The sequence below is a fragment of the Cyanobium sp. N5-Cardenillas genome (assembly GCF_024345515.1).
Classification (GTDB): domain Bacteria; phylum Cyanobacteriota; class Cyanobacteriia; order PCC-6307; family Cyanobiaceae; genus Cyanobium.
The window spans coordinates 1-11,042 of the sequence record NZ_JAGQBG010000097.1 but is presented as its reverse complement, the minus strand read 5'-3'; the positions used below and the strand labels follow the sequence as shown (position 1 = coordinate 11,042).

Here is an 11,042-nt window from a genome sequence, read left to right as displayed (position 1 = left end):
CGGACGGGCCCCCCTGCATGAACCTGCCCTGCCGCAGCTACGGCCCCGACACACCGGTGGACGGGGTGCTGGAACTGGCGGCCGGGCAGGCCGCCGTGCTCGGCATCATCGTGGGCACCCCGGTGCGGATCACCCCGCTGCCGGGCGGATCCCCTTCAGCACCAGCACGGGATTGAGGGGAGCCAGGCGGGTGCCCTCCGCCAGGGGGGCGCCACGCCAGGCCTGGATCTGGGTGACGGCCACCCCCAAGCCGGCCTGCTCCAGCTGGGGCCTGAGCTGGGCCAGGGCTTCGACCGTGGCCAGGGGCAGGAGCACCACCCCGCCGGGCCGCAGCCGGCCCAGCACCGCCTGCAGCACCGCGCGGCGGTCCCGGCCCCCGCCACCGACCAGCACCCGGTCGGGATCGGGCAGCTGGGCCAGGGCCGCCGGGGCCTCCCCCTCCACCACCGCCGCGGGCCGCACCCCCAGCCGGTCCGCATTGGCGCCGATCAGGGCGGCGGCCCCGGCCCGGCGCTCCACGGCCCAAAGCTCCAGGGTGGGGCGCAGGCGCAGCGCCTCCAGCCCCACCGATCCCACCCCGGCGCCGATGTCCCACAGCACGCCCGTCTCGGGCAGCTCCAGATCGGCCAGCAACTGGATGCGCACCTCCCGTTTGGTCATCAGTCCCGGCTGATCGGGGTGCTGCAGCCAGAGGCCGTCGGCCAGGCCGAACAGGGGCAGGGTCTCCGGCGCGGCCGCGGCGGGCTCGGCGGCGATCAGCAGCACCAGGTGCAGGGGATCGAGATCGGCTGGCAGGGGATCCGCGGGCGCCAGCCGCTGCAGACGCTCCGCCGGATGGCCGAGGCGCTCCGCCAGCCAGACCTGATAGGCGGCCTCCAGCCCCGAAGCCCGCAGGATGCCGCGCACTTCGGCGACGCCTCCGCGGGCCGGATCGGTCAGCACCGCCAGGGCGGCGGGCCGCTGCTGCAGCCGCGCCGCCAGGGGCTCGGGGTCGCGCCCGTGCAGGCTGATCCAGGAGGCGTCCTGCCAGGGGCGGCCCAGGCGGGCGAAGGCCAGCTGCAGGGAGGTGGGGGCCGGGTGGAAGCGGAGGCGCTCGGCGGGAAGGTGCTGCAGCAGCAGCCGACCGATGCCGAACCAGAGGGGATCGCCACTGGCGAGCAGCACCACCCGCTGGCCGGCGGCGAGGGCACGCTCAAGCCGCGGCAGCAGGTCGGTGGGCCGGTCGCTGGCCAGCAGCTCCGGAGCCGGGGAGGCGCCGCGCCAGGCCTCGAGATCCGCCAGCAGCCGCCGCGGTGCCGCCACCAGATCGGCCCGCAGGATCTGCTCCTGCCAGTGGCGGGAGAGGCCCGCCAGGCCGGCGGCATCGGTGCCCAGCACCTCCAGCAGCGAACCCTCCAGCCGTGCCCCCGTGCCACTGCTGGCCATGATGCTCCCCACGCGTGCTGGCCCCACCCCCTGCCCATGAGCGATCGACGCCAGAGGATCCACACCCTGGTGCTGGCCCTGCTGGCCCACCAGAGCGACCTCGAACTGCTCGAGGACGACCGGGCCGGTGCAGGCTGCAGCCCCCTGGGGAGTGGCGGCGACCCGGGCAGCTGGCTGGAGCGCAACCGTCGCGTGGTGCAGCGCTACCAGTCCCTGGTGCGCAGCGCCGTGACCCTCGATGCCCTGATCGAGCAGGAACTGGGCAGCTATCAGCTGGGAGGGGGGTCCACACCGGGCTGACCCCTGGGTGAACGCCCCGGGCCGGGGCCTTCGCCCAGGGGTCAGCTCTGACAAGCTGGGCCCACCTCGTCTTGCCCCATGGCGCCCTTCGGCCTCTCCGCTCTCCACAACCTGCGGCGCGGCAGGAGTCCCTGGCAGCCCCCCGAGGCCAGCTGGTCGCGGTCCTTCGGCCAGGGCTGGAGTCAGCCCTACACGGTGCGCTACGCCAGCAACCTCGACGACGGCCCCAACCACGGCATGCCCCTGGGGGGTTTCGGCGCCGGCTGCCTGGGGCGGGGCCTCGACGGCGCCTTCAACCTCTGGCACCTCGATGGCGGGGAGCACTGGTTCGGCGTGCTGCCCGATTGCCAGTTCGCCCTCTTCGAACACGACGGCCGGGAGAAACGGGCCCATGCCCTGGCCACAGCGCCCCAGGCCGACGATTCCCGCCCCGGCTCCGGCCAGCCCCTCTCCGCCTGGAGTTGGTATCCCGCCGCCATGCCGCAGCAGCCGAGCGGCACCGTGGCGGTGCGCTATCCGGTCAGCTCCCACCACTACGCCACGGTGTTCAGCGCCGATGTGCGCTGCGAGGCCTTCAGCCCGATCCTGCCCGGCGACTACCGGCGCACCAGCTACCCCGTCGCCGTCTTCGCCTGGACGCTGAGCAACCCCACCAGCCAGCCGCTGGAACTGTCGCTGCTGCTGAGCTGGCGCAACACCGTGGGCTGGTTCACCAACACCGACCCGGCGGCGGAGGTTCACTTCCGGGACGACGGCAGCCCGGAGCACAACTACGTGCCGGCGATCGGCCGCGGCAAGGGGCAGCGCAACCGCTGGGTCGATGCCCCCGGCCTCAAGGGCCTGCTGCTGGAGGGGGAGCGCTCCCAGCCCCTGGCTGAGGGGGAAGGGCAGTGGTGTCTGGCGGTGCCCGACGGGGCGGCACTGAACCACCCGGGGCTGGAGGTGTTCCGATGCAGCCGCTGGGATCCCAGCGGCGACGGGGCGGAGCTCTGGGAACCCTTCAGCCGTGACGGCTCGATCCCCGACAGCGACAACGACCGTCGCAGCACCGGCGAAGAGGCCCTCAGCGCCGCCCTGGCGGTGCGCTTCCGGCTGGAGCCGGGCGCCTCGCTCGAGATCCCGGTGGTGATCAGCTGGGACCTGCCGGTGACCGCCTTCGCCACCGGCACCCGGGCCCTGCGGCGCTACACCGACTTCTTCTCCGCCGAAGGTGACAACGCCGCCGCCATCGCCGGCGAAGCCCTGGCGGAATGGCGCGACTGGCACGCGGCGATCGAGGCCTGGCAGGCGCCGGTGGTGCAACGCCACGACCTGGCGGAGCCGCTGCGGATGGCCCTGCTCAACGAGCTCTACGACCTGGCCAGTGGCGGCAGTCTCTGGACGGCCGCCAGCCCCGGCGATCCGGTGGGCCGCTTCGGGGTGCTGGAGTGCCTCGACTACGCCTGGTACGAAAGCCTCGACGTGCGGCTGTACGGCTCCTTCGCCCTGCTGCAGCTCTGGCCCGAGCTCGACAAGGCGGTGCTGCGCAGCTTCGCCCGCGCCATCCCCGCCGCCGATCCGACGCCGCGACCGATCGGCTGGTACTTCACCCAGGGGCGGGGCCGAGTGGAGGCGGCCCGCAAGGTGGCGGGGGCCACCCCCCACGACCTCGGCGCCCCCAACGAGCGCCCCTTCGACGCCACCAACTACACCGCCTACCAGGACTGCAACCTCTGGAAGGACCTGGCCAGCGATTTCGTGCTGCAGGTCTGGCGCACCTACCGGCTGGCCCCCGGTGGCCCGGACATCCGCTTCCTGGCGGACTGCTGGCCCGCGGCGGTGGTCGCCCTCGACTATCTCAAGCAGTTCGACGTGAACGACGACGGCCTGCCCGACAACGGTGGTGCCCCGGACCAGACCTTCGACGACTGGCCCCTGCAGGGGGTGAGCGCCTACTGCGGCGCCCTCTGGATCGCCGCCCTGGAGGCGGCCCTGGCCATCGGCCAGCAGCTGCAGCTGGAGCTGGGGCTGGACACCGCCGAGGAGCAGCGGCGCTTCGGCGGCTGGCTGGAGCAGTCCCGCAGCCATTTCGATGCCCTGCTCTGGAACGGCGAGTACTACGCCATCGATGCCGGCAGCGGCACCCCGGTGGTGATGGCCGACCAGCTCTGCGGTGACTTCTACGCCCGGCTGCTGGGGCTGCCGCCGGTGGTGGCCGACGACCGCGCCCTCTCCTCCCTGAACGCCATCCGGCAGGCCTGCTTCGAGTCCTTCGAAGGCGGCCGCCTCGGGGTGGCCAACGGTCTTCGCCGCGACGGCACCCCCCTCGATCCCGAGGGCACCCATCCGCTGGAGGTCTGGACCGGCATCAACTTCGGCCTGGCCGCCTACTACCGGCTGATGGGCCAGAGCGGCACCGCCTTCGCCATCACCGGCGCCGTCGTGCGCCAGGTGTACGAGGGGGGCCTGCAGTTCCGCACCCCGGAGGCGATCACCGCCGCCGGCACCTTCCGCGCCTGCCACTACCTGCGGGCCATGGCGATCTGGGCCCTCTGGGCCACCCACACCGGCTGGCAGCCGATCCCCGGCGCCGATCGCCAGCCATGAGCCAGCGGATCTGCGGACGGATCGGGGCTCTGCTGCTGGCGCCCCTGCTGGCCCTGATCCTGGCCATCGCCCCGGCACCGGCCCTGGCCCAGCTGCATGCCCACCCGGATGGCAACGGCACGCCGGTGGTGCGCAGCCTGGAGAGTCTGCGCGACCTCGACGATCAGAGCTGGCAGGTGGTGGCCTACCGGGAGGGGCCACCCGGCGGCCCCCTGCGGCTGCGGATCGTCGGCTACCCCGGCAAGGTGCGCCTCGACCATCCCACCGCCCTGGAGGTGCGCAGCGGCCGCCTGCGCTGGGACCTGGAGGACGTGACCCTGGCCAGTGCCGCCCTCTCCGGGGACACCCGGTCCGCCGCGGCCGAGTTCGATCTGGCGCCGCTGCTGGCCGATCTGGAGCAGAACCGTCCCCTGCGGCTGCGGCTGCCGCGGGTGTTCAGCGAGCTGGCGGTACCGCCCTACGTGGTGGCGGAATGGCGCAGCCTGCCGGACGCGCCGGCGGCGTGAGCGGGGCACCCTCCTGGCAGCCCTGGATGGCCCGGGCCCTGCAGCTGGCCGCCCTCGCGGAGGGCTGCACCAGTCCCAATCCCCGGGTGGGCGCCGTGGTGCTCGATGCCGACGGGACGCTGGTGGGGGAAGGGTTCCATGCCCGTGCCGGAGGGCCCCACGCGGAGGTGGGGGCCCTGGCCCAGGCGGGCGAGCGGGCCCGGGGCGGCACCCTGGTCGTGACGCTGGAGCCCTGCTGCCACCACGGGCGCACTCCCCCCTGCAGCGAGGCGGTGCTCGCCGCCGGCATCGCCCGGGTGGTCCTGGCCATGGCCGACCCCAACCCCCTGGTGGCCGGCGGCGGCATCGCCCGGCTGCGGGCGGCGGGCCTGGAGGTGATCGAAGGGGTGATGGAAGCCGAGGCCCGCCAGCTCAACCACGCCTTTCTGCATCGGGTCGCCACGGGCCGCCCCCTGGGGGTCCTCAAATGGGCCATGAGCCTGGATGGCCGCACGGCCCTGCCCAACGGCGTCAGCCAGTGGATCAGCGGGCCGCAGGCCCGGGACTGGGTGCACCGCCTGCGGGCCCGCTGCGATGCGGTGATCGTGGGTGGCGGCACGGTGCGGGCCGACAACCCCCTGCTCACCAGCCGGGGCCAGCGCGATCCCGAACCCTTGCGGGTGGTGCTGAGCCGCCGCCTGGATCTGCCCCAGACCGCCCGCCTGTGGGACCCGGCCGCGGCGGCGACGCTCGTGGCACATGGCCCAGAGGCGCCGCTGGAGCGATGCGACCGCTTGGACCAGCTGGGGGTGGAGCGCCTGGCCCTGGAGGTCTGCGAGCCGGAGGCCCTGGCGCTCGCCCTGGCCCAGCGGGGCTGTAACCGGGTGCTGTGGGAATGCGGCCCCGAGCTGGCGGCGGCGGCCGTGCGCCAGGACTGCGTGCAGCAGCTGGCCGCGGTGATCGCACCGAAGCTGCTCGGCGGCCATCCGGCCCGCACGCCCCTGGGGGATCTGGGCCTGGAAAGCCTGGATGGTCCCTGGGCCCTGCAGGGGCTGGACATCCGCTGGCTGGGCCAGGACCTCCTCTGGCAAGGCCCCCTGGACGGGGCCGCGCTCAGCGCAGTTCCGGGTGCAGGGGGTCGCCCTTGAAGGGCCCCTCCACGGCGCTGGTGATCCAGCCGCCGTAGAAGCCGCCGGGCTGGGGGATCACCTGCTCTCCATCCACCCAGCAGCCGTCCATCAGCCCCGGGTAACAGGCCAGCCAGCCGGCCAGGGGCGCGAAGGCCGGTGTGGGCGAGCGATAGCACCAGAGGGCCCGCGGCAGGCGCCGCTCCTGACCCGCCGCATTGGAGGCCACGAGATCGAAGTAACTGGCCACGCCCTTCCACTCGCAGAAACTCCCCCCGGAGACGGGCTCCAGCAGGCTCAGGTCCACATCCTCCGGGCAGAGGTAGAAGACGGGGGGATGGAAGGTTTCGAGCACCCTCAGGCTGCGGCGGGTGTCGCACAGCACCCGCCCCAGGGCCTGCACCCGGACGTGCTGGCTGCAGGGCAGCAGCGCCGGGGGACGGGGATAGTTGGCGACGCGCTCGGCCATGGGATCAGCCGGGAATGAAGTGGCGCAGACGGCGCGCCTCGGCGCCGGCGCGGGCCTGCAGCTCCTCGTCACTCAGGCTGGCCTCGGCCCGCTGCTGGGCGGCGATCACATCGGCCTCCTCGACGGCGAAACCGGCGCCGCGGGCCAGGGCCAGGAAAGCCGCCAGGTCCGGGGGGTCGGCGGGGTCGTGGAGGCGGCGATCGAGGGTGGCATCGGCCCGGGCATGGGCCAGAAAGGCATCCAGCTGGTCGAGGCTCATGGGACCGGCATCAGGGCCTGTCCTCTCTAGCGGGCCGTCGGGTCGTCCGCGGCGGTGGCCAGCAGATCGAGCTGGACAGCGCCCGGCGGACTCGCCTCCAGCTTCACCGCCTCCCAGGCCGCCGGATCCCAGGGGGCCATCAGGGGTTCCAGGGCCCGCAGGTCCGGGCCGTCCACGGCCGCCAGCCAGGCCTCCTCCAGCCCATCGGGGATGACCACCGGCATGCGGTCGTGCACCCTGGCCAGTAGGTCGTTGGGGGCGGTGGTGAGCACGACGCAGGTCTCGAGCTCCCCCCCGTCCGGCCCCAGCCAGCGCTCCCAGAGCCCGCCGAGCCAGAAGGGGCGCTGATCCCGGCGACGGAACAGCCAGGGCTGCTTGAAGGGCCGGCCCTCCACCGTCTTCGTCTGCCATTCGTAGAAACCGTCGGCGGGGATCAGGGCCCGGCGGTGGCGCCAGGCGCCCCGGAAGAAGGGTTTCTCCCCCACCGTCTCGCTGCGGGCGTTGATGGGCCGGCGGCGACCCATCGGGTCGGGGCACCAGTCCGGCACCAGCCCCCAGAGGGCCAGGGCCACCTCCAGGCGTCCATGCTCCTGGCGCTGCAGCAGCACCGGCTCGCCCGGCCGCACCTGGGGCCTGGGGGCGTAGTGGGCCTCCAGCCCCGGCGGCAGCGGCCCCTTCAGCCGGGGCAGCAGACGATCGAGCCGGGTGGCCAGGGAGTAACGGCCGCACATGGGCAACGGGGGAGCCGGGGGGTCGGGCGTTCGGTTCTCCCGACCGGGTGGCGGAACGGCGGGTGGCCACCAGACCTAGCTTGGGCCCATACGCCGTTTTGCGCAGCATGGCCATCCGTCAGGACGACAACCGCCCCACCCGGCGGTTCGGACTCGTCAACCTGCTCCTGATCGGTTTCGGCGTGCTGCTGCTGTTCAGCAACTTCCTCCCCAATCCCGCCACCCAGGTGCCCCGGGTGCCCTACTCCCTGTTCATCGACCAGGTGAACGACGACAACGTCAAACGGGCTTACATCACCCAGGACCAGATCCGCTACGAGCTCACCAAGGCTCCCGAGGAGGGGGCCCCCACGGTGCTCTCCACCACGCCGATCTTCGACATGGAGCTGCCCCAGCGCCTGGAGCAGCACGGGGTCGAGTTCGCCGCCGCGCCACCGAAGCGCCCCAGCTTCATCACTACGGCCCTGAGCTGGGTGGTGCCGCCCCTGATCTTCATCCTGGTGTTGCAGTTCTTCGCCCGCCGCAGCGGCATGGGCGGCGGCGCCCAGGGGGCTCTGAGCTTCACCAAGTCGAAGGCGAAGGTGTACGTGCCCGATGAGGAATCCCGGGTCACCTTCGCCGACGTGGCCGGCGTGGATGAAGCCAAGACCGAGCTCACCGAGATCGTCGACTTCCTCAAGACGCCCCAGCGCTACATGGACATCGGCGCCCGCATTCCCAAAGGCGTGCTGCTGGTGGGCCCCCCCGGCACCGGCAAGACCCTGCTCTCCAAGGCCGTGGCCGGGGAAGCCAGCGTGCCGTTCTTCATCATCTCGGGCTCCGAATTCGTGGAGCTCTTCGTGGGGGCTGGCGCCGCCCGGGTGCGCGACCTGTTCGAGGAGGCCAAGAAGAAGGCACCCTGCATCATCTTCATCGACGAACTCGATGCCATCGGCAAGAGCCGCTCGGGCTCGATGGGGGTCGTGGGCGGCAACGACGAGCGGGAGCAGACCCTCAACCAGCTGCTCACCGAAATGGACGGCTTCACGGCCCAGGACAAGCCGGTGATCGTGCTGGCGGCCACCAACCAGCCCGAAACCCTCGACGCCGCCCTGCTGCGTCCGGGTCGCTTCGACCGCCAGGTGCTGGTGGACCGTCCCGACCTCTCCGGCCGCAAGATGATCCTCGACATCTACGGCAAGAAGGTGAAGCTGGCAGAGGGCGTCGATCTCGACAAGATCGCCCAGGCCACCAGCGGCTTCGCCGGCGCCGACCTGGCCAACCTGGTCAACGAAGCGGCCCTGCTGGCGGCACGGGCCTACCGCACCACCGTGGAGCAGGCCGACCTCAACGAGGCCATCGAACGGGTGGTGGCGGGCCTCGAGAAGAAGAGCCGCGTCTTGCAGCCCGACGAAAAGAAGGTGGTGGCGTACCACGAGGTGGGCCACGCGATCGTGGGGCACCTGATGCCCGGCGGCAGCAAGGTGGCGAAGATCTCGATCGTGCCCCGCGGCATGGCGGCCCTCGGCTACACCCTGCAGCTGCCCACCGAAGAGCGCTTCCTGAACTCCAAGGAGGATCTCGAAGGCCAGATCGCCACCCTGCTGGGTGGCCGCTCCGCCGAGGAGGTGGTCTTCGGTGAGGTCACCACCGGCGCCGCCAACGACCTGCAGCGCGCCACCGACATCGCCGAGCAGATGATCGGCACCTACGGGATGAGTGAGACCCTCGGCCCCCTCGCCTACGACAAGCAGGGCGGCAGCCGCTTCCTGGGGGGTAACTCCAACCCCCGCCGGGCCGTGAGTGACGCCACTGCCCTGGAGATCGACAAGGAGGTGCGTGGGCTGGTGGACCGGGCCCACGACCGGGCCCTGGCGATCCTGCACCACAACCGCGAACTGCTGGAGACCATCTCCCACAAGATTCTCGAAAAGGAGGTGATCGAGGGAGATGAGCTCAAGCATCTGCTGGCTTCCAGCCAGCTGCCCGAAACCCCGGTGCTGGAGGCGGCCGTGGGCTGAGGGAGGCTCCCGTCCGGCCGCCCCCTGGTACGGGGACTGACCGTAGATTCACCATTCAGTCCTTCGGCAGGCTCCGGTGATGGGCGACACCGCTCCGTTGCCCCCCGCCGAATCGCACCGGGCTCGCCACCTGTTTCACGCGGCCCTGACAGGGCTGCTGATCCTGTTCTGCCTCACGATGGCGGGCCAGGGTCTGACAACGGCCTATTCCTACTGGTCCGATGAGCTCTGGTCGGTGGCCGCCAGTCAGGCCGACTGGAGCGTGCTGATCCATGACTGGCTGATCCCCGACGTCCATCCCCCCCTGTATCAGCTCCTGCTGAAGCTCTGGATCGGGGTCTTTGGCACCGGGGAGAGCGCCACCCGCAGCCTCAGCTTTCTGATCGCCGCCCTGGGCCTGGTGGCGGCGGCGCTGTGCAGTTCAGGGCGAGGGGCCGGCCGGCGCCTGTTTACGGTGGCCTTCCTGGGCACCAGCCCCTCCTTTCTCTTCTATGCCCAGGAGACGCGCAGCTATGCCCTCTCGCTGACCCTGTCGACGCTGATGCTGGGCACGGCCCTGCTGCTGCGCCAGCGACCGGAACGCCACGGGGCCGCCCTGCGCTGGGGGTTCCGTCTCGCCAGCGTGCTGCTGTCCCTGACCCACTACTTCTCGCTGCTGTTCGTCCTGGTGGTGCTGGCGGTGAGCGCCGCCGATGGACGGGTGCTGCGGCGACGGCGGGACACGGCCGTCCTGGGGCTGCTGCTGCTGGTGCCGCCCCTCGCCCATGGGCTGGCCAGTTCGATCGGCGCCAAGTTCGAACGGATCGACTGGATCGAGGTGACACCGATCACCGGCACCCTGGAGCAGTTCAGCCGCGGCCTGCTTCCCCTGCTGGACCTCCGCCAGGGACAGCTGGCCCAGCTGGGCCTGATCGCTCTGGTGGTGGCGGTCTGCTGCGCCTTCGGCTCCTGGCGGAACCTGCGCCGCTTCCTCGTGGAGCCGACCCACCACCTGCCCCCGGCCCTGGGGGAGGCCCGCTACCTGCTGCTGGTGATCGGCCTGTTCCTGGCGCTGCTGCTGGTGATCGATCCGATCAAGCCGTTGAGCCAGGCCCGCTACACCATCGTGGTGCTGCCGGCGGTGGCCTATCTGGTCGGAACGGGCTGGGAGCTCAGCGCCCGCCTCGGACCCTTCCGCCACCGTGCCCTTGCCGTGCTGCTGGCCACCGTGCTGCTGCTGCAGCTGCGGATCGGCCAGCGGTTGCTGGCAGAGAAACAGACACCACTGGAGAACTATCGGGCCATGGCGGCCTTCGTCAACAGCACCGCCGTCTGCGAGGGCGGCTGCTGGAGCACGGGCTGGCGCAGCGATGCCCTGATGGGCACCTACTTCCGGCCGGGCCAGCTGCGGGATCTGGAGGAACGGGACCCAGCGGCCCCCGGGCCCCTGCAGCAGCCGCTGCTGGCGTTCCACGGCACCCGGCAAGGGATGAAAGAACTGAGCGGCGCCAACCCGCAGCTGGCCTGCTGGGAAGCGCCGGGAGCCTGGCAGGCCAGGTCTTTCATCCTGCTGCCCCGCACCATCCCGGTGCAGCCCGCTCGCCACGGCCTGCGCCCCTGCTCTTGACGGAAGGGGGGTCGATCTCGCATAAGGGTTGTTTGGGACGTGGGCCATGGTGTC

General features: G+C 72.0%; 10 protein-coding genes. 6 read left to right on the top strand and 4 right to left on the bottom strand.

Annotated elements, in window-relative coordinates; genetic code table 11:
• Nucleotides 1-129: 129 nt before the first annotated feature.
• A complete protein-coding gene (cbiE, locus tag KBZ04_RS09160) occupies nucleotides 130-1,425 on the bottom strand; it encodes a precorrin-6y C5,15-methyltransferase (decarboxylating) subunit CbiE (protein ID WP_254991650.1) in 1,296 nt (431 codons plus the stop codon).
• Nucleotides 1,426-1,461: 36 nt separating this feature from the next.
• Between cbiE and KBZ04_RS09155 the strand changes: the two genes are divergently transcribed.
• The 4 genes from KBZ04_RS09155 to ribD all read left to right on the top strand — a co-directional run bounded on the left by KBZ04_RS09155 (nucleotide 1,462) and on the right by ribD (nucleotide 5,944).
• The gene (locus tag KBZ04_RS09155; protein ID WP_254991649.1) at nucleotides 1,462-1,725 is read left to right on the top strand and encodes a hypothetical protein; all 264 of its coding nucleotides are present in this window, start codon (nucleotides 1,462-1,464) and stop codon (nucleotides 1,723-1,725) included.
• A gap of 78 nt (nucleotides 1,726-1,803) precedes the next feature.
• Nucleotides 1,804-4,311, top strand: coding sequence for a GH116 family glycosyl hydrolase (locus KBZ04_RS09150; protein ID WP_254991648.1), 2,508 nt, complete (start codon nucleotides 1,804-1,806; stop codon nucleotides 4,309-4,311).
• On the top strand, nucleotides 4,308-4,817 hold the full coding sequence (locus tag KBZ04_RS09145; protein WP_254991647.1) for a DUF3122 domain-containing protein: 510 nt from the start codon (nucleotides 4,308-4,310) through the stop codon (nucleotides 4,815-4,817). The genes KBZ04_RS09150 and KBZ04_RS09145 overlap by 4 nt, the downstream gene beginning before the upstream one ends.
• Entirely contained in the window at nucleotides 4,784-5,944 is a 1,161-nt protein-coding gene (gene ribD / locus KBZ04_RS09140) for a bifunctional diaminohydroxyphosphoribosylaminopyrimidine deaminase/5-amino-6-(5-phosphoribosylamino)uracil reductase RibD (RefSeq protein WP_254991646.1), read from the top strand. The genes KBZ04_RS09145 and ribD overlap by 34 nt, the downstream gene beginning before the upstream one ends.
• Here the strand turns inward: ribD and KBZ04_RS09135 are convergent.
• The 3 genes from KBZ04_RS09135 to KBZ04_RS09125 are packed head-to-tail and all read right to left on the bottom strand — an operon-like array spanning nucleotide 5,910 to nucleotide 7,382.
• A complete protein-coding gene (locus KBZ04_RS09135) occupies nucleotides 5,910-6,392 on the bottom strand; it encodes a DUF427 domain-containing protein (RefSeq protein ID WP_254991645.1) in 483 nt (160 codons plus the stop codon). The genes ribD and KBZ04_RS09135 overlap by 35 nt on opposite strands.
• Before the next feature lie 4 nt (nucleotides 6,393-6,396).
• Nucleotides 6,397-6,651 carry a Nif11-like leader peptide family RiPP precursor gene (locus KBZ04_RS09130; RefSeq protein WP_254991644.1) on the bottom strand — a complete coding sequence of 85 codons (255 nt, stop codon included), beginning with the start codon at nucleotides 6,649-6,651 and terminating at the stop codon, nucleotides 6,397-6,399.
• Nucleotides 6,652-6,677: 26 nt separating this feature from the next.
• Nucleotides 6,678-7,382, bottom strand: coding sequence for an SOS response-associated peptidase (locus KBZ04_RS09125; protein WP_254991643.1), 705 nt, complete (start codon nucleotides 7,380-7,382; stop codon nucleotides 6,678-6,680).
• 107 nt (nucleotides 7,383-7,489) lie between these two features.
• On the opposite strand from KBZ04_RS09125, the gene ftsH reads away from it, so the two are divergent.
• Together ftsH and KBZ04_RS09115 are read left to right on the top strand one after the other, a co-directional pair.
• A complete protein-coding gene (gene ftsH, locus KBZ04_RS09120) occupies nucleotides 7,490-9,382 on the top strand; it encodes an ATP-dependent zinc metalloprotease FtsH (RefSeq protein WP_254991642.1) in 1,893 nt (630 codons plus the stop codon).
• Between the two features lie 79 nt (nucleotides 9,383-9,461).
• Nucleotides 9,462-10,988: a hypothetical protein gene (locus KBZ04_RS09115; protein ID WP_254991641.1), complete on the top strand. Its 1,527-nt coding sequence runs from the start codon at nucleotides 9,462-9,464 to the stop codon at nucleotides 10,986-10,988.
• The last annotated feature ends 54 nt before the right edge of the window (nucleotides 10,989-11,042 follow it).

Coding starts and splice junctions, on each gene's coding strand:
- cbiE (WP_254991650.1), bottom strand. CDS start 1,425: ATGGCCAGCAGTGGCACGGGGGCACGGCTGGAGGGTTCGCTGCTGGAG.
- KBZ04_RS09155 (WP_254991649.1), top strand. CDS start 1,462: ATGAGCGATCGACGCCAGAGGATCCACACCCTGGTGCTGGCCCTGCTG.
- KBZ04_RS09150 (WP_254991648.1), top strand. CDS start 1,804: ATGGCGCCCTTCGGCCTCTCCGCTCTCCACAACCTGCGGCGCGGCAGG.
- KBZ04_RS09145 (WP_254991647.1), top strand. CDS start 4,308: ATGAGCCAGCGGATCTGCGGACGGATCGGGGCTCTGCTGCTGGCGCCC.
- ribD (WP_254991646.1), top strand. CDS start 4,784: ATGGCGCAGCCTGCCGGACGCGCCGGCGGCGTGAGCGGGGCACCCTCC.
- KBZ04_RS09135 (WP_254991645.1), bottom strand. CDS start 6,392: ATGGCCGAGCGCGTCGCCAACTATCCCCGTCCCCCGGCGCTGCTGCCC.
- KBZ04_RS09130 (WP_254991644.1), bottom strand. CDS start 6,651: ATGAGCCTCGACCAGCTGGATGCCTTTCTGGCCCATGCCCGGGCCGAT.
- KBZ04_RS09125 (WP_254991643.1), bottom strand. CDS start 7,382: ATGTGCGGCCGTTACTCCCTGGCCACCCGGCTCGATCGTCTGCTGCCC.
- ftsH (WP_254991642.1), top strand. CDS start 7,490: ATGGCCATCCGTCAGGACGACAACCGCCCCACCCGGCGGTTCGGACTC.
- KBZ04_RS09115 (WP_254991641.1), top strand. CDS start 9,462: ATGGGCGACACCGCTCCGTTGCCCCCCGCCGAATCGCACCGGGCTCGC.